Source organism: Halomicrobium katesii DSM 19301, from assembly GCF_000379085.1.
GTDB classification, from domain to species: domain Archaea; phylum Halobacteriota; class Halobacteria; order Halobacteriales; family Haloarculaceae; genus Halomicrobium; species Halomicrobium katesii.
On the sequence record NZ_KB905378.1, the window covers coordinates 1,369,978 to 1,387,836 of the forward strand.

The window sequence follows — 17,859 nt, forward strand, 5'->3', positions numbered from 1 at the left end:
CGTGCTGGATACTTTTACAACAGAGATCTCTGGGAACACGTTAGCGGTGAACGCGCGACCGAAACTGTCGGAGACAGTTCGGTCGCGTGCGTGCGCGGGGACGAGGAAACCGACCTCGATATCTGGTACTTCCCACCAAAATTACCGGAGCTCAATCCAGTCGAAGGATGCTGGGATCGTCTCAACGAGTGGTTCAAGCATCGACTCATCCCAGATCTTTCGACGCTAAAACAGCAAATCCAGCGAGGCCTTCCAACTGTTGATGAACCGAATATCTGGAAGTATCTCTGTCGTTAATTACCAGTAAAAACTAATGTACGACCGTATCAGGAAGCTTCTGCTGCCCTTGCGGATCTCCCGCCGAGTGTCAAACTCGTTTCGAAAACACTCGAATACGAGGGTGATTGTACGCAGTCGGAGCTAGCTGAGTCGACGCTTCTCCCGCCCTGAACCGTTCGGTATGCCCTCACGCAGCTCGAAGAGAACAAGATTGTCACCTCCCGTATATCGTTCTTGGATGCTAGACAGCGGATCTATTCCCTGGAATCGGGTGACGACTAACGTATTGGCACCGACGACTAGATCAGTCCCAATCCACCGCCGACGAGACGGAATCCGACGACAGTGAGGAGTCCCAAGACGACAAGTCTGCGTGCACGCTCGCTGGCGGTAACTCGCAGGCGCTTCCCGACTGCGACTCCGATGACGGCCGGGATGGCAGCGACGACGGATGCGAGTATGATTATCCGGCTCGGATACAGCCCCAATAGACCTGCCACACCAACGCGGATCCCGTTGAGTCCCAGGAATACGAGCGCGACGACGCCGACGAACAATCCGTGTGAGAGATCGAAGCTCCGAAGATACGCGATGAGCTGTACACCGACGTTTGTTCCGCCGAACAGCAGTCCAGAGATGCCGCCGACACCGAGCATTCCGACTCGCGTTTGAGCGAACGCACCGATCCCACCTGACGACCATTCCGGGAGGGGGATCCGTTGCTGGGCTGTCGCGACGAATCCGAGAGTCAACAGTCCCAGACCGACACGCAATGGGCCATTGGGAATGCTGCTGAGAACGACCATCCCGACAACCGTGCCGACCAGCGCTGCACCGATGAGTGGTCCAAACCGTCGACTACAGGTTCGAAGCTCTTCCCTGGAGAGATCACGTACCAGCGAGAGATTCACCGCGAGAATTGGGATAATCATGAACACGACTGCCGTCGCCGGATCGATTACCGTCGCAAGTGCCATCGTCCCGACGAGAGCGAACCCGAAACCAGCGAGTCCGTTCGTCGTTCCGGCAATTAGAATAACGAGCGTCATCAGCGCGACTGTCGTCCCCCCAATAGCTGAAATCATACATCAGCGCTCGTGAGTTGCTCGTAGAGGGCTGGGAGCGTTCCGAAACTGATGGCGTTTCGAACCAGGGCCTCGGTCGTCGTGTATTCGTCAGTTCCATGCGCCGTCTGGGTGCCGAAACCGAACTCGACCGTCGGTATCCCGTTGTGCCGAAGGACCTTGGCATCGCCACCACCGGTCGCGCTCCGTCGGTAGACCTGGTCGTCGACGACGCGTTCGGCCGCCCACGCGCTCGCTTCGACGATTGGACTCCCAAGTGGTTCGTACGACCCACGGGTCCACGAGATGTCCGTAATCTCGATGCCGTCCATCCCGGTCAAGCAGTTCCGTATCCCGCCGAGTACCTCCCTGGTATCGACACCTGCGGTCAATCGGACATCAACTCTTGCACACGCTGAGGCCGGTACCGTATTGATCGCCGTTCCCCCCTCGATGATGCCGAGATTGATGGTGGGATAGCGGTACAGACGGCGGGTCGAGTCGGCACCGGCCTCCGGTTCGTAGAAGTCGACGGACTCCTCGATGATCTCATCCATCGATGAATCGACGGACAGTTGCTGCTGTCCGAAGTCGTTGCGTAACTGCTCGATTCCCTCCGTCAGTCGGTCGATGGCGTTCTCCCCGATCATCGGCCGCGAGCCGTGAGCGGCAGTGCCCGACGCCTCGAGCGTGAGCCAGATGTTCCCGCGATCGGCGACAGAGACGGAATAGCGCCCGTTCCGAGCGGTCGTTTCGCCGACGACGCAGGCGTCGGGGTCGAACTCCGTGGTCTCCAGCAGCGTCGTGAGGCCGGCGTCGCCGCCCGCCTCCTCATCGCTGACGAACGCGAACTGGAGTGTTACAGGCGGCTCCGTCTCCGTACGAGCGTAGGCGAGCGCGACCTGCACCATTGCAGCGACGGCTCCCTTCATATCGGTCGCACCACGCCCATAGATGCGCTTGTCGTCTCGCTCACCCGACGGATCGTACGTCCAATCGCTCTCGTCGAACGGGACGGTGTCGAGATGGCCGTTGAAACACAGCGTGTGGTCGCTTTGTCCGGGGAGTGTGACGACGAGGTTCGGCTTCTCGGGATCGACCTCACAGCGCTCGACTGTCAGCGCCGGCTCGTCGAGCGTGGTTTCGAGCCACTCGACGATATCGACCGTCCGCCCGGGTGGATTCTGTGTCTCGTAGCCGACGAGCGTCTCTGTGATCTCGTACAGTTCTTGGCGATTGGTGGAGAGATACTCTGCGACGGCCGTCGGTAGATCGGATGTGTCCATGATTGGGTAGGAGGTGTCGCTAGCTCCGTTCTCGCTCCCACTCCTCGAGGGTGAAGTCGTCGTGGAGAGTGCGGTCGACGAGGGTCCACTCCGTCCGATCCCAGTCGGGGAAGTACGTATCGCCGTCGTATTCCCCCGGAATCCGGCTGAGTACCATCTGGTCGACGACAGGCTGGAACAGGTCGTAGATGCCCGCGCCGCCGACGACGTAGGCATGGTCGAACCCGAGTGACTCGACGATCTCGACTGTCTTGTCGATCCCGCTCGCGTGGAGCGCCGATTCGATGTCGTATTCGGACGTCGAACGGCTCAGAACGATCTGGGCAGTCCCAGGCAGGTCCTCGCGCATCGAATCGAACGTCCGTCGACCGAGGACCACCGGCGAGTCTGCGATCCGGGCCCGGTACTGTTGTTTATCCGCGGGAACGCTGGGCCATGGTATCTCGCCGTCCTTGCCGATGACGCCGTTCTCTGCCACCGCAGCGACCACGATCAGCTCAATTGTTGTATTCATCGTGTCTCACTCACAATCCAGTTCACAGCTGTACTCTCGGCTGTAGATCCAGTATCCGTCTTCGGTCGGTGCTGCCGGTTTCGCGTATTCGAGCGAGAGCCGTGGCTCGTCGTCGAGCGCGAGCGTCTCGACTGCGGTCCACTCCCCGCCGGGGCTGGAAACGGTGACGCGGTACTGCCAGACGCTGATCCGCTCGTCGGTCACGTGGATCGCGAACGTCTCCGGCGGCACGTCTGTTCGTTCCGGTGGGGCTGTCGATGACATCGTTTCGGTTCCCATGTGAGTATGTCACATCCCGAGGGGGTTTGATAGTTCGTCAGGTGTGTTACTCTACCGCGACTCTCCGATAGATTTTTAATTGGACCCGCCGCGTCGGGTCGACGCGACGCCGGCGTATTCGACGCCGGTCAAGTCGGCGATGTCCTTCTTCCAGGTCGTCAGATCACGGCGCTCGAACCCGGAGAGACTGTCGTGACCGCAGGCACGGGCCATCACCTTCATCAGTTCGACCGTCGCCTCGAAGAAGTTCTGTAGGCCGTCGGCCGCGGACTCGATCACGAGCCGGTTCCTGAGGTCCTCCCGCTGGGTCGCGATCCCGACCGGACAGTTATTCGAGTCACATGCGCGCATTCCGAGACAGCCGATGGCCTGCATCGCCGAGTTCGCGACCGCGATCCCGTCGGCGCCCAGCGCCATCGCCTTGATGAAGTCCGACTCCGTCCGGAGGCCGCCCGTCGCGATGAGCGTCACGTCCGATCGGTCGCGCGCGTCTAGGTGGCGGCGCGCCCGGGCGAGCGCAACCATCGTCGGGACGGAGATGTTGTCCTTGAAGACGTCCGGGGCGGCACCGGTCCCGCCGCCGCGGCCGTCCAGAATCAGGTAATCCGCGCCGGCCTCCAGGGCGAAATCGATGTCGTCTTCGACGTGCTGGGCGGAGAGCTTGAACCCGATCGGGATGCCGCCGCCGACGTCCCGCACCCGATCGGCCATCTCGGCGAAGTCCTCGGGCGTCTCCAGGTTGTCGAACCGGGACGGACTCACGGCGTCGGTCCCCGGTTCGAGGTCGCGAACCTCGGCGATCCGACCCTGTACCTTCTCTCCGGGGAGGTGGCCGCCAGTCCCCGTCTTGGCCCCCTGCCCGGCCTTGAAGTGGAACGCCTGGACGCGCTCAACCTTCTCGATGTCCCACCCGAATTTCCCCGTGGCGTACTCGTAGAAGTACCGGGAGTTGGCCTCCTGCTCTTCGGGGAGCATCCCGCCCTCACCAGAACAGACGCCCGTGCCGGCCTGGTCTGCCCCTTTCGAAATCGCGATCTTCGCCTCCTCGCTGAGCGCGCCGAAGCTCATGTCGCTGACGAAGATTCAGTCGATCACATCAAGAACTCTCTAATCGCTCCATTAGAGCGTGAATCTGCGTTTTCGATGCGTACTCAGCTTTGAACGTTAGCGTCGGCTGTTGAGTGAACGAAGAGGTGATCGATCTCCTCCATGAGGTCATCGACGCCACGATCATTGTTGTCTCGAACCCACGAGAGGAGGTTGTAAACGGCTTCTTTCAGGGAGTGCTCAAGGTTCGCTCGAAGCGATGACGCTTTCGAGCGAACCGTCCCCAAGGCGCTCGATTCGGGATCAAGACGAACGAGACTGTAGGCAGCCATCAGAAGGTGCCAGTGCCGACTGGCACCTTCGTCGGTCTGCATCTCGCAGTCTCCCAAGCCGAGATCCTGCTTCGAGTCCTCGAAGAACGTCTCGATGCGCCACCGCATCCCGTAGGAGCGAATAATGTGCTCGGTCGGTGCGTCGATCTTGTTCGTAGCGAGGTACTTGACCGGGTTCTCTTCGTCTTCTTTGTCGGTTTCTTTCTCAGCGAGGACCAGCTTCACGTCTCCCAACTGGGAGACGGGAAGCTTCTTCGTCCAGATGTGGTAGATTTCGTCCTCAACGTTACGCTCAACCGTGTCGATGCGCTCTTCCAGCGCATCGACGCGGATCACTTCTCCGCCGTAGGTCACCTGTCGATTGCTCCGGAGCGGGCCAATCCAGTCCTTGTCGTATGATTCGATGAGTTCAGGAAGGCCGGAGTCGTGGGCGAACCACGAGTCGAAGAGGTAGGTGTCCGCCGGGACACCTACCTCGTCTTCGAGTTCTGTGACGATATCGCGGGCGAGGTCGTACTTAGTGTCGTGGTCTTGGCGTCTCCATCCTGTTTTTCGTAGAGGCGGAAAGTGAGCGGATAGGCGGTTTTGTCGTCAGCGTAGAAGGCGTAGATGAGGTCTTGGCCCCAGACAGTGTCGCCTTGGGCGTGATCGTAGAAGCGACCGACGCCGGGGACGTCGTCCCCGGCTTTCTCGGTGATCGTGTCGTCGAGGATGATGTAGCCATCCTTCGACCAGCGCGTTTCACCGTGTTTTTGGAGTTCTTCGAGGCGTTCGTGGTTGAATTGCTGTTCGTCCCAGTCGTACTCGGTGAGGAACTTGTTGAGAGCGCGTTTGTCTCCAGCTGGAAGGACTTCGCGTGCGATACCTGCCACGGTCTTGTTGCTGGCCGCAACAAGACCTGTGGCGTAGGTTTTGGCGTGATAGCGTTGCGCCGGTGAGAGCGACTCGAACTCGTCGAACACACGCATACACGACAAGAAGTCCGTAATCGGCATCATCCGTCTTCGCTACCGCCTATGTCACGCTCCAACTTCAACGTTCAAAGCTGAGATGCGTAGTTAGTTCTCAAAATGACACAGACGGAGAGTCTCGGTAATTCGGAGTCGCTGTCGGCGGCAAATCGCCGCCGACGCGACGGTGTTGCCACTCACGACCACTGTCCTGATCGGCGGACAGCTACCGGAAGAACCGGTCGTCGAGTGGTTGGTTTGCTGGAACTGTCCTGCGCACACCGAGCGCTGTCCAGGCTGCTCGCAGCACCATCTCACAGAATTCCGTGAATGACCACTGCCAGAGGCGGCGCCCCCCTCGGCGGGGCGCCGCCACGTACATCCAGTGGAGATACCGCCAGCTGTTCTGGAGCAGGAGGCTCACTACAAACATCACCAGTCGCAGACCAGCGTCCTGAGAACTGGTGAACGCGAGGCTTTGCTTGGCTAATCGGTAGCTCGATTCGATGCCGAAGCGCTTGCTGTAGTGCTCTCGTGCATCTCGTGGTGTGTCGATAAACGGCGCGTCAGCGGCGTAGCCGTGACGCGCCACCCCGTGTTCGTCGTATCGTCCTTGCTGGTAGACGCAGTCGATGAACACAGGGAACGTCACCTTGCCGGCGAGATCGTGTTCGATCTCGCGGCTCCAGCCGCTGCTAAGTTCGTTCTGAATCGTCTCACCCCACTTGACAATCGGCATGGCGAAAGCGTAGTTGTGCGCGTACAGCAGGCTGAGACAGGTGCTATTGTAGAATCCGCGATCCAGGTAGACGGCCTTGACGCCGAGGTCAAGGCCGTCGAGGAGTTCGAGAAACTCGGCGAGGACATCGCTGGTGGTGTCGCCAGCGACCAGCTGGCGAACCGCCAGCGTGTACCGTTTGTTGCGTACCCGCGCATAGAGCGTTGCATAGGCGTGAAACGTCGTTGTTCCGCGTTTCGCTTGAGACGAGTACAACGCCTCTGTCTCATCTTCGTCGCCGTAGTAGGGATCGAGGTGGAGGTCGGCGACGACCTCCACCGATCGATCCGGCAGTGTTTCAAGAGCATCCCGTTGCAGGAGCGTGTCTCCGACCGCCTCAACAGAGTCAAGGTCGAACTGATCGGTGAGATATCCACGGACGGTATTGGCGTGCGGCGAGTCGTCGGTCGTTTCGCAGACGTGGTTGATCGAGGTCCCGCCGGCGCTGGCGCCGGCGAGGACCTCGTACAACGTCTCCGTCGTGACCTCAACGTCTTCGCCGAGATCTAACGCAAGCTCCTCGTCGAGGCTGTTAACGACAAAATTAAGCAGGTGCTCTTCCTCTATCTCGCTGTCTGCTTGGGTAGGCTTCACACCGCATCCAAGCAGACACTTCCTCTAACCCGATGTGATCGACTGATACTATGAGTGAGGAAGGCAACTCTGGTGACTCCGGATCCTCCGGAGACGGAGAAGCCCCCGACTTGGGGCAGTTCGGATCCAACGAGACATTCAAGGGCAGCGACAGCCCCGACAACACACGGTCCGACGACTCATCGGACGAATAGAATCGCTGGAGACTGTTCTCGAGTTTTTGAATACTGATTAGGAATACGGCGTGGAGGCGAGGTCTGATCCGGGACATAGAACACAAAATACTGCTTAGAAAATCCCTCCGGAGAGTCGGCCCTAGGACTCTAGCTTCACTTAACTAGGCCGATTAGCTGGGGGAGATACTTGCTTATTGAGATATTCTGTGGGGATATGCCCTTCCGCGGTCGTCGTGACGGTCGTCCGGTCGTCCCCGCCATTATCGACGATGGAGAAGAGGTCACCTGTCCGGTATGCGGCGGGACGATGTACCCGCGATCGGCGCCGGGCAGGTCTCGACATTTCTACCATGTATCAGACGATGCCAGCCAAAGCTGTTCGAACGGCGGCGAGTCGGAAACCCACGAACGCGCAGTCGCCCGTGTCGAGGTCGCTCTGCATCAGCAGTTCGGAGAAAACGCCCGCATCGAGACAGAGGTGGACGTCGACGTATCTGAGGAACCGACACCTGTGACTGAACGCCGCGCTGACGCCCTCGCGACGTTCGACGATTGGAACCCCTACTTTGGGGAAGGACTTGCGGTTGAGGTGCAGCACAGTCACGAGGACAAGGATGTTCAGCAGGTGACGCATGACTACTTGGCCGCTGGGTACTCGGTTGTCTGGATACGCGCGGCAACAGTCCTTCTCGATACGTTCAACTACGATACAATCGGTGGGCCGTGTTTAGACGCTAGTAAGAGCGGCTAAATGTCTAACTTACTAGGAAGTGAAGCGGGAAAAGCCGGTTGTGTCTACACAGCTCGCCCGCTTCACTGATCGGGTTGTCTCGCTTGCTCAAAAAGCCGTCGTCGGCGAACCGGATCCAGCGTACGAAGAAGGAGAAAACGGCTACGCAGATTGGGTGATCGTCACGCTTCACGGTCTCCGCGAGTATCTTGATCACACGTATCAGCGGTTGCTGGACGTGCTCCACGAAATGCATGGAATTGTCGCCAAACTCGGCCTAGCAGTGGCTAATCTGCCTGATTTCACGACCGTGTGTACACGCAAGCAGGACCTGGAAATGCGTATCTGGCGTGTCTTGCTGCGGCTGTCGGCGGAGTTGCACGATCTTGGCGATGTTCAGGCGATCGACGCAACCGGCATGGATCGGATAGCCGCCAGCCAACACTACGCAAAACGGACGAATTACACGTTCGAGGCGGTGAAAACGACCCTCCTCAGTGATTGCAAGACAGGTGCGATTCTAGATATACATTGCTCGATGAAACAACCGCACGATTCTAAGATCGGCTGGCAAATGGTCAAACGCAACCTCGACAAACTGAATATTCTTACAGCTGACAAGGGCTACGACTGGTGGCTCCTCCGCCAAAGGCTCCGTGCTGAAGGCGTCAAACCGGTGATTAAGCACCGCGAATTCGGCTGGCACGGCGTCGCCAACAATTTCTTGCAAGATGATATGATCTACCATCAACGCTCGAACGCCGAATCCACGTTTTTCGCGCTGCGACGCAAATACGGCGAGATCGTTCGGGCTCGAACCTGGTTCGGTCAGTTCCGCGAACTCGTTCTAAAATGTGCTGTCAGAAACATCGAACTCAGCGTCAGCCACTCATGACCGTGAAATCACGCGTCTGAACAAGGCCAAGCTGAGTTATACTGTTAGACTGTAGCACCCGATCCATATCAACGGATGCTTCATCCGAGCTTGCACCAACCGATGCCGTCATCCCAATGAGAGATGCAGACCCAGCAGCCGCAATGTTTCCTAGCACTTTTCGCCTGTTGAGGTTGTGATTATCTTCTATCATATCTAGAAATTATTCTCCTTATATATAAATATGTTATCTACCATAAATAATATAATATATTAGTATATAATCATCGGAAAATATCGAGATAAAAATAATAGATGTAGCTTGAACTGGCTTCTCGCGCATCGCTTGTTCCACCAGACAATCTCTCTACAGATTATATCGCATTGATAGGAAACAATCGATAATAGTGAATACACTCTAAGAGACGCTGGACATCAGCGTTCACAGACCGTCAACAATCGTGGAAAGGAACCAGAGATCACCCGTAGTGATGTCAAATCAGACACTGCTGACTTGAAAGACTCACACATCAACACCTTCGGAAGCGGATTCGAATCGTCCCCACTCACGCCCTCGACTACTGGCAGAGACCTTTATACAATCGCTCTTAATCTTGTAAAATTTTGATAGACGTTTGAATTGATTCTAAGTAACCCTGGTGGGACTGCTGCTGAACCAGATGGGTAGGGCCGTGTTTAGACGCTCCTCAACCGGCGAGTCACGGGCCGTTGCGGTTGATCTAAAATCTGTCCTGAGTGCCTCATCGTGTCGATCTGTTCGCGGAGCATACGCCGCAAGAGCCGATTTGTACTGCGTCTAAACAAGGCCGATGGGTAGTGTTCAGATAAGCTGATTCCATGCGAAGTTGAACACTACCGCGCGGAGAGTTTAGGTTGAAGTTCGTCTAGAATATTCCAGTTTCAGAACCGAATGCGTCCTTAAAGACCCTGTAGTTCGAACGTCCGTCCACGAAATATCCCTAAATAGAGATTTATTTAATGCTTAGGATTATGTGCGACGAAGATGTGTCTACCATCGTAGAACAACAGACACACGTGAGTATATCTGCAGAATTTCGAAACATACACCCACAACGATGGCACACAAGAAAGAAGATTGGAAAGACGAGATGTACGGTGACGAGGTCAGAGAGAAGCTCGTCGAGTTCGCCGAGCGCGGCTGGGACTCGATCCCCGAGGAGTGGTTCGCCCGGTTCAAGTTCTGGGGCGTGTTCCACCAGCGGTCGGGCCAAGAGTCGTACTTCATGCTGCGCCTGACCAACTGCGGCGGCGTCCTCGAACCGGGCCAGCTCCGGGCCATCGGCGAAGTCGCTCGGGAGTACGCACAGGGCCCCGTCGGAACCCCGAGTTCGGCAACGGCTACGTCGACCTCACGACGCGACAGTCGATCCAGCTCCACTGGCTCAAGCTCGAAGACATCCCCGAGATCTGGGAGAAGCTGGAGGGAGTCGGCGTCTCCTCCCGGTCTGCCGGCGGCGACACGATGCGAAACGTCTCGGGGTGTCCGGTCGCCGGCAAGGCCGAGGAGTACGTCAACTCCCGTGCGCTCCTCGACGAGATCCAGACGGACATCCGCGGCGACGACGAGCTCTGCAACATGCCCCGGAAGTTCAACATCTCGGTGACCGGCTGTCGACAGGGGTGTGCCCAGGACTCCATCAACGACATCGGACTGGAGCCGGCCCACACGTTCGTGGACGGGGAGGAAGTCGAGGGGTTCAACGTCCGCGTCGGCGGCGGTCTCGGCGGCCGCGAGCCCCGCCCAGCACGCCCGCTGGACCTGTTCGTCCGTCCGGAACACGCCAAGGAGACGGTCCGGGCGTTCGTCGAACTGTACCACGAGGAGGGCGACCGTCAGAACCGCTCGAAGAACCGCGCCCGGTTCTTCGTCGACGAGTGGGGCACGGACGAGATCCGGGCGGCGCTCGACGACCGGCTGGACTTCGAACTCGAACGTGCGGGGACGGACTTCCGGGGCGAGTACACCTACAACGCCGGCAAACCCAGCGAACGCGGCGCACACGATCACGTCGGCGTCTACGACCAGAAAGACGGCAAACAGTACGTCGGTCTCAGCGTCCCCGTCGGCAGGCTGCCCGCGGCCGACGCGATCGAACTCGCGGACCTCGCGAGCGAGTACGGCTCCGGCGAGATCCGGCTCAGCCGCCGGCAGAACCCTCTCGTCATGGACGTACCCGAGGCGGCCGTCGACGGGCTGCTCGACGAGGCGCTCCTCTCGAAGTACAGCCCCGAGCCCAACCCCTTCGTCCAGGGCGCGATGGCCTGTACGGGAACGGAGTTCTGCTCGATCGCCCTGACCGAGACCAAGACCCGGATGGCCGTCCTGTTGCGCTGGCTGAGCGACAACGTCGCCGTCCCCGACGACGTCGACCGAATCAAGATGCACTTCTCTGGCTGTACCGCCGACTGCGGCCAGGCCGTGACCGCCGACATCGGACTCCAGGGGATGCGAGCCCGTAAGGACGGAGAGATGATCGAGGCCGTCGACGTCGGCGTCGGCGGCGGTATCGGCGAGGAGCCCAGCTTCATCGAGTGGGTCCGTCAGCGCGTGCCCGCCGACGAACTGCCCGGAATGGTCCAGAACCTGATCGAGGCCTACGCCGCCCTGCGCGAAGAGGGCCAGACGTTCCGCGAGTGGGTCGACGCGACGGGCCACGAGACGATCGTCGAACTCGCGGAGCCCGAGGAAGTCGAGGGGTACGAGGACCCCTGCCTCTACGACGCCAAGGGCTCGTGGTACCCCTTCGCCGACGGCGAGAGTCCCGCACCGACGGCACCCGACGGGACGCCGCTGTCAGCGGACGACTGATCTCAGCGGCGCATCCGACGACCGCACATCGGTCGTCGACACCAGAGCCGGCGAGGACGACTGATCTCGTCGGCGCATCCGACGACCGCGTGTCGGTCGCTGACAATCGCCGACGGGATCGTGCGGAGAACAAGACGAGTGCAGATCGGACAGGTCGCGCCAAACTGGGGTGAGCGGCGTCGCACGTGACGTACCGTGACGGCGTGTCCGTTCTGGGACGGGTCCCGAGAGCCCGATCGACGATAAGTAGCGCCTACGGCCGCGGGAGGTGCCAGACGGGCACTACAGTAGATCGCTGGCCGTCGTGTCCTCTGCCACGTCGGTGTCGAGGTCGATGTCCTGAATCATCGCCACGAGGTCTTCGAGCTGGGGGAAGGTGTACACCGTCATGTCGATGTCCGCTCCCTCGGCGACGATGTGTGAGTCGACGACGAAGACGAGGTCGGAGTCGGGCCAGCCGCCCATGGAGTCGATGATCGTCGCCGTGTCGTCGACCAGCAGGCTCGGGGTCGTCATGTCGATGGTCGCGTCGAGGACGTTCGCCCACCCGTCGATGAAGCCGCTGGTCATGATGTTGCCGATCTCCTGGAGCGCCGACTCCTCCATCTCGGAGAACCCCTCGTCGGCCCCCTGGATACCGCCCATCATCTGTCCCGCCAGGCGCTTGCCGTGGTCGGGATCGAGGACGAACAGCACGTACCCGCCGGGAGCCTCGATCAACTCGACGTAGATACCGATTCGCTCGTCGTTTCCGAGGTGGGTCTTGACGTCGCCGATGTCGAGAAAGTTGATCTGGGAGGTTCGCACCGAGGCGTCGACACCGGTCAGTTGCGAGAGGTGATCGGCGACGGTGTCCGATCCCTCCTTGGCCATCTTGTTGAAGAGGTCGAGTTTCCGCACGTCGACTTGCAGGCTCATACGCTCGAATCGGGAGCCACTCGCTTAATCGCACCGCCGAGATTTCAGCGTCTGATACTCGGAGCCACCCGTCGTCGCGAGGACGGCACGCCGGTCGAACAGCGCGACGCCAGCGGCGTCGCGGACCGACGTTACTCCCCCTCGACGCGAAACTGCCCGTACTCCGTGACCGTGTTGAGCACGACAGACGTTTCGACGGCGGTGATGTCGTCGTCTGTCATCAGCTCCTTGATCCGTGCGTTCATCGCCGCGGTGTCCGTGAACTTCCCGATCGCGACCACGTCGTGGCTCCCCGTCACCTCGTAGACGCCGATCATCTGCTCGGCGTCGCCGAGTCGCTCCGGGACGCCGGGCAGTCCGTCGCCGTCGATCGTCAGCTGGAAGACGGCCGTCACGTCGTAGCCGAGCGACTCGTAGTCGATGCGGGGCTCGTACCCCTCGACAACGCCGCGGGTTTCGAGCTGGTCGATCCGCTGGGAGACGGTCGACTCCGCGATCCCGGTCGCCCCGGAGATGTCGCGGAGGCTGGCGCGGCCGTCCGCCAAGAGGGCGTTGACGATCCGGCGCTCGGTGTCGTCGACGTTCATCGAGCGATCAGACGGCGTCCGGTCCGCGTTCACCCGTTCGGACCTGGATTGCGTCCTCCACGTCGATCACGAAGATCTTCCCGTCGCCGGGCTCGCCGGTGTGTGCGCCCTCCTGGATCGCATCGACCACGTCGTCGGCCGGGATGTCGGCGACGACACACTCGATTTTGACTTTCTGGTGGAGATCGACGACGTACTCCTCGCCGCGCCACTGGCCTTTCTTGGCCGGCTGTGAACCGCGGCCGGAGACGTTCGTCACCGTCAGCGACGGCGCGCCGACTTCCGCCAGCGACTCCTTGACGTCGCCGAGCTTGTCCGGCCGAACCATCGCGACGACCATCTTGATCTCGTCAGTCATCGCTGGTCACCTCGTTGTACTCGACGGTGCCACCGTCGGCGACGGCACCCTTGCCGCTGCCGAACTCGGGGTAGGTCTCGACGCCGTGCTCCGAGACGTCCAGGCCTTCCTGTTCGTGCTCGGGCGTGACGCGTGCCTGTCCGACCGCCTTGAGAGCGCCCCAAATGAGGCCGGTCGCGGCGACCGTCCAGACCGTGATGATCGCGACGCCGATCAGCTGCGTGACGAAGCCGTCGATCATGAAGCCGACGTTGGCACCGCCGGCCCAGGCGTCGACCGCGACGAAGGAGTACAGCAGGGTCCCGAGGACGCCCGCGCTCCCGTGGACCGGGAAGACTGCACACACGTCGTCGATCTGCAGGCGCTTCTCGACGAACTCGAAGACGATCGGCAGCTGTGCACCGGCGAGCCCGCCGACCAGGAAGGCACCCCACCAGGTCGTCGTGTTGGGGATCGCGGTGATGCCGACCAGGCCGGCGAGGAGACCGTTGGCGACGTACAGCGTATCGACTTTGCTGGTCTTGACCCAGGAGATCAGACCGGCACCGATGGCCCCGCTGGCCATGGCGATCGTCGTCGTCATCGCGACACGCCCGACGTACGAGAAGTCACCGAGCGCGATCGCGCCCTCTTCGATGCTGAAGACGGTCGCGGCGGTGCCGACGTTGAAGCCGTACCAGCCGAACGCGAGGATCAGCGTCCCCAGCACGGCGAAGGTCATCGAGTGGCCGGGGATGACGTTCGTGCTGCCGTCCTCGTTGTACCGTCCCATGCGCGGACCGAGCACGTAGGCCGCCGTCAGACCGGCGATACCGCCCATGCCGTGGACGACCATGCCGCCGGCGAAGTCAGCGAAGCCCAGGCCGGCGAGCAGACCGCCGTCGTACCACGACATCCCGCTGACGACGGGGTAGATCACTGCCGCGATCAGGACCGTGTACGTGACGTACGCCCGGAGCTTCGCGCGGCCGGCGACGGCCCCGGAGACGATCGTCGCAGCCGTCATCGCGAAGACGGCCCCGAACAGCCACGTCACCCAGCCCGACGAGCTACCGTTCATCTGCCAGGAGAGGCCGGCACCGCCGACCAGTCCCTCGACGGTCGCCCCGACGAGGAAAAACAGCGCGACGCCGACACTCCAGGTCAGGAGGTTCTTCGTCAGCTGGTTCGCGACGTTCTTGGAACGGACCTGACCGGCCTCCAGCATCGCGAAGCCCGCGTGCATGAAGAAGATCAGGAACGTTACCACCAGTACCCACAGGAGGTTGACTCCCTCGACAATCGTTTCCGGGTTCGACTGTAGTAGTTCGTACGTCATTGTTTTGGATCGTGTTTGAATTGCGTCTGAATGTCCATCTTTATCTCCACAGCGCCCGTCATCGTCAACTTGCTCACGGAAGTGGTCTTGCCGTAGCCCTACATAAGGATTTGCTTTACAATAACAGAGATAGGAGGGTGTTGCGTAGACGATCGTCCAGATTAAGGTATGATATTATCGATATAAGGTTGTATTCCGTCCAGAAAACCGCCGCCTGTCCGCCCGGATTTCGAACGTTCGTCAACCGGACGAACGGCCGATTGCGGTGCTTCGGGGATATTTCGCTCGCGCGCACCCACTGATACGGTTTATTGTAGTTGCTTACCGGTGATCGTCTACTCCGTGGCGACGATCACCGGTAAATCGCTACAATAATCCGTATGACAGCAGTGTCGCCGCACCGGTCCCCAGTCGTGAGGTGAGCGGGTCGGCGCTGCTCGCCCGGGCTCACGACTGGGGCCGATCGGTCTCGCGGTCGAAGACCGACAGGATCGGCGGCGTCGCGGGGAGATGCGGGAGCAGGTACTCGTCGTCGGGCAGCTCGACGACGACCGTCTCGGTGCCGAGCAGCCGATCGAGGAGCGTCCGTTCGATCCGAACGGCCGTCTCGTCCCACGGCTCGACGCGCCACAGCGAGACGCCGAACAGCCGGTCGTACGCGACGAGGGCGCGCTCGCCCTGTGCGGCGCGGTACTCGACTGCGCCGTATCGCAGCAGGTGATCGACAGAGACGAGCGTCAGCGGAATCGCGACGCCGAGCGCGACCAGGAGGCCGACGACGAGCCAGGCGCTGCCGAAGGCAAACAGCGCCGCGACGGCCAGCAGAAAGACACCGAGAAAGGCGGCCCCCGGGTGCTGTGGGAGACGCGGCGCGCCACCGAAGACGCGACCCGCGAGCGTCGGTCGAACCCGGTCGGCCGCATCGGCGGGCACGCCCGCGACCGACTGGGGCTCGGGCGGGGCCTGGGACCACCCGTACGCCTCGTCGTACGAGACGAAGTAGACGGCGAGTCGGTCGCTGTACACGCCCAGGAAGTCAGAGGCGTACTTCAGACCGATAATCGCGATCAGCAGCGCCGGGCCGACCGCGGTGGGATCGAGCGACCCCAGCGTCGTGTCGGGTCCGGCGCTGACGATGCCGACCATCGAGAGCGTGAACATACCGACGAAGAACACGGTGAAGATGCGAAAGACGACACCGCTGATGGCGGTCTGAGAGTTGTGGTCCCGGTACTCGCCGCGCAGGAAGTAGGTCCGTATCGTCGACACACCAGTGGTACAGAAGATCGCGAGCGTGGCCAGGGTCACGCTCGCGACCGCGTCGTCGTCGAGTGCCGACGTGCCCAGCGGGCCGACGAGGAAGGCACCGGCGAACAGCCAGACCCCCGCGACGACCAGCACCGCGATCGGGAGGGTCAGCAGCGTCACGACGTGGAGGTGGAGGTCGGTCCACGGAACGGCGAGCGTCGGCCGGCGCTGTGCAACCGCCCCGATCAACAGCCCGTCGGTGTCGACCTCGGGCGGTCGGGCGGCAAACAGCGCACGCACGAACGCCCACACCGCGTCGACGCCGAGTTCGAACCAGTAGAGCACGAGGAGGGCGGCGACGTTCCACTCGAAGGCGACGACGCCGACGACCGGCACGGCGTTGGTGACGGTGATCTCTGCGAGTTCGAGCCGGCGACTGTCCGTCGACGGAACGATCCGGCGGAGGGCGACCATCTACGCGTCGGTAGCGACGCTCGATAAATGAATGGCCCGGTAGTCCGCCGTCCGATCTGGAGCCACGGCCGCGTCACAGAGAGCGAGAGCTGGCGAGTGTGGCGACCACACCGCTGGGCAGTCTCAGAGCCGCTGGGCGATGTCCTCGGCGAAGTACGTCAGGATGAGGTCCGCGCCGGCCCGCTTGATCGAGAGCAGCGACTCGCGGGCGACCGCGTCGAGGTCGAGCCATCCCTTCTCGCTGGCGGCGTGCAACATCGCGTACTCGCCGCTGACGTTGTAGGCGGCGACGGGGTGGTCGTACTCGCGGCGAATCGCGCTCACGATATCGAGGTAGGGCAGCGCGGGCTTGACCATCAGCACGTCCGCGCCCTGCTCTACGTCGAGGGCGACCTCCCGCATGGCCTCGCGGCCGTTCGCGGGGTCCATCTGGTAGTGCCGCCGGTCGCCGAAGGCGGGTGCGCCGTCGGCGGCGTCGCGGAAGGGACCGTAGAAGGCCGACTCGTACTTGGCCGCGTAGCTCATGATCGGCACGTCCGAGAAGCCGTCGTCGTCGAGCCCCTCGCGGATCGCCCCGACCATCCCGTCGGTCATGCTGGAGGGCGCGACCATGTCCGCCCCCGCGCGGGCGTGCGAGACCGCCGTCTTCGAGAGCAGTTCCAGGGTCGGGTCGTTGCGGACCGTCAGCGTCGGGTCGTCGACCGCGCCCTCCTCGACGATCCCGCAGTGGCCGTGACTGGTGTACTCACAGAGGCACACGTCGGTGATGACGTAGGCGTCGGTCTCGTCGGTGATCGACCGGACCGCGCGCTGGACGACGCCGTCGGTCGCCCAGGCTCGCGAGCCGCGCTCGTCCTTTGCCTCGGGGACGCCGAAGACGATCACCGCCTCGACGCCGGTCGCCAGCACCTCCTCGACGCGGTCGACGGCCGCCTCGACCGGGACGCGTTCGTGACCCGGCATCGTCTCGATGGGCACCCGCTCGTCGGTGGTGGCGTCGACGAAGATCGGCGCGATCAGGTCCGCTGGCGAGAGAGCCGTCTCGCTGACCAGCCCGCGGACGCCGTCGGTCCGGAGCCGGCGCGGTCGGCGTGTCGGTTGCATACGACAGTCTCGGTGGCTCGGCCCAATGAAGTCACCGCTCCCGGTGACCCAGCAGCGCCGGTCCGGCGAGCCCGTGGCGAACGTTTTCGGTCCCGTCG

Annotated in this window: 15 protein-coding genes and 3 pseudogenes; 5 read left to right on the plus strand and 13 right to left on the minus strand. The window is 61.5% G+C overall.

Features of this window, described 5'->3' with window-relative positions:
- On the plus strand, positions 1-297 hold a 297-nt coding region (locus HALKA_RS20300), incomplete at its 5' end, for a transposase (protein WP_080505805.1).
- 42 nt (positions 298-339) lie between these two features.
- A pseudogene (locus HALKA_RS21875) lies at positions 340-561 on the plus strand (winged helix-turn-helix domain-containing protein); the annotation flags it as partial.
- Between the two features lie 17 nt (positions 562-578).
- Here the strand turns inward: HALKA_RS21875 and HALKA_RS0107355 are convergent.
- The 7 genes and pseudogenes from HALKA_RS0107355 to HALKA_RS0107385 all read right to left on the minus strand — a co-directional run bounded on the left by HALKA_RS0107355 (position 579) and on the right by HALKA_RS0107385 (position 7,123).
- On the minus strand, positions 579-1,328 hold the full coding sequence (locus HALKA_RS0107355; RefSeq protein WP_018257373.1) for a sulfite exporter TauE/SafE family protein: 750 nt from the start codon (positions 1,326-1,328) through the stop codon (positions 579-581).
- A gap of 32 nt (positions 1,329-1,360) precedes the next feature.
- The gene (locus tag HALKA_RS0107360) at positions 1,361-2,629 is read right to left on the minus strand and encodes a M20 family metallopeptidase (protein ID WP_018257374.1); all 1,269 of its coding nucleotides are present in this window, start codon (positions 2,627-2,629) and stop codon (positions 1,361-1,363) included.
- Positions 2,630-2,648: 19 nt separating this feature from the next.
- Entirely contained in the window at positions 2,649-3,131 is a 483-nt protein-coding gene (locus tag HALKA_RS0107365; RefSeq protein ID WP_026190202.1) for a dihydrofolate reductase, read from the minus strand.
- A gap of 18 nt (positions 3,132-3,149) precedes the next feature.
- The gene (locus HALKA_RS0107370) at positions 3,150-3,422 is read right to left on the minus strand and encodes a hypothetical protein (protein WP_018257376.1); all 273 of its coding nucleotides are present in this window, start codon (positions 3,420-3,422) and stop codon (positions 3,150-3,152) included.
- Between the two features lie 75 nt (positions 3,423-3,497).
- Positions 3,498-4,490, minus strand: a complete 993-nt coding sequence (locus tag HALKA_RS19350) for an FMN-binding glutamate synthase family protein (protein ID WP_018257377.1) — start codon at positions 4,488-4,490, stop codon at positions 3,498-3,500.
- Between the two features lie 83 nt (positions 4,491-4,573).
- Positions 4,574-5,799: pseudogene (locus HALKA_RS19355) on the minus strand (IS701 family transposase).
- 178 nt (positions 5,800-5,977) lie between these two features.
- Entirely contained in the window at positions 5,978-7,123 is a 1,146-nt protein-coding gene (locus tag HALKA_RS0107385) for an ISH3 family transposase (RefSeq protein ID WP_018257378.1), read from the minus strand.
- Between the two features lie 390 nt (positions 7,124-7,513).
- Between HALKA_RS0107385 and HALKA_RS20310 the strand changes: the two genes are divergently transcribed.
- From HALKA_RS20310 to HALKA_RS19360, 3 genes and pseudogenes are all read left to right on the plus strand, one after another.
- Positions 7,514-8,050 carry a competence protein CoiA gene (locus HALKA_RS20310; protein WP_211206017.1) on the plus strand — a complete coding sequence of 179 codons (537 nt, stop codon included), beginning with the start codon at positions 7,514-7,516 and terminating at the stop codon, positions 8,048-8,050.
- Between the two features lie 19 nt (positions 8,051-8,069).
- On the plus strand, positions 8,070-8,924 hold the full coding sequence (locus HALKA_RS0107395; RefSeq protein WP_026190203.1) for an IS5 family transposase: 855 nt from the start codon (positions 8,070-8,072) through the stop codon (positions 8,922-8,924).
- 1,076 nt (positions 8,925-10,000) lie between these two features.
- Positions 10,001-11,754 (plus strand): annotated as a pseudogene (locus HALKA_RS19360) (nitrite/sulfite reductase).
- Positions 11,755-12,036: 282 nt separating this feature from the next.
- Here the strand turns inward: HALKA_RS19360 and HALKA_RS0107405 are convergent.
- The 6 genes from HALKA_RS0107405 to hemB all read right to left on the minus strand — a co-directional run bounded on the left by HALKA_RS0107405 (position 12,037) and on the right by hemB (position 17,761).
- Positions 12,037-12,672: a chemotaxis protein CheC gene (locus HALKA_RS0107405; protein WP_018257382.1), complete on the minus strand. Its 636-nt coding sequence runs from the start codon at positions 12,670-12,672 to the stop codon at positions 12,037-12,039.
- Positions 12,673-12,803: 131 nt separating this feature from the next.
- Entirely contained in the window at positions 12,804-13,259 is a 456-nt protein-coding gene (locus HALKA_RS0107410) for an Lrp/AsnC family transcriptional regulator (protein ID WP_026190204.1), read from the minus strand.
- Between the two features lie 7 nt (positions 13,260-13,266).
- Positions 13,267-13,617 carry a nitrogen regulatory protein GlnK1 gene (locus HALKA_RS19365; RefSeq protein ID WP_018257384.1) on the minus strand — a complete coding sequence of 117 codons (351 nt, stop codon included), beginning with the start codon at positions 13,615-13,617 and terminating at the stop codon, positions 13,267-13,269.
- Entirely contained in the window at positions 13,610-14,935 is a 1,326-nt protein-coding gene (locus HALKA_RS0107420; RefSeq protein WP_018257385.1) for an ammonium transporter, read from the minus strand. Before HALKA_RS0107420 ends, HALKA_RS19365 begins: the two co-directional genes overlap by 8 nt.
- Positions 14,936-15,382: 447 nt before the next feature.
- Positions 15,383-16,657 (minus strand): DUF6498-containing protein, encoded by a 1,275-nt coding sequence (locus HALKA_RS0107430; RefSeq protein ID WP_018257386.1) that lies wholly within the window; start codon positions 16,655-16,657, stop codon positions 15,383-15,385.
- Between the two features lie 123 nt (positions 16,658-16,780).
- Positions 16,781-17,761 (minus strand): porphobilinogen synthase, encoded by a 981-nt coding sequence (gene hemB / locus HALKA_RS0107435; RefSeq protein WP_018257387.1) that lies wholly within the window; start codon positions 17,759-17,761, stop codon positions 16,781-16,783.
- Positions 17,762-17,859 lie beyond the last annotated feature (98 nt).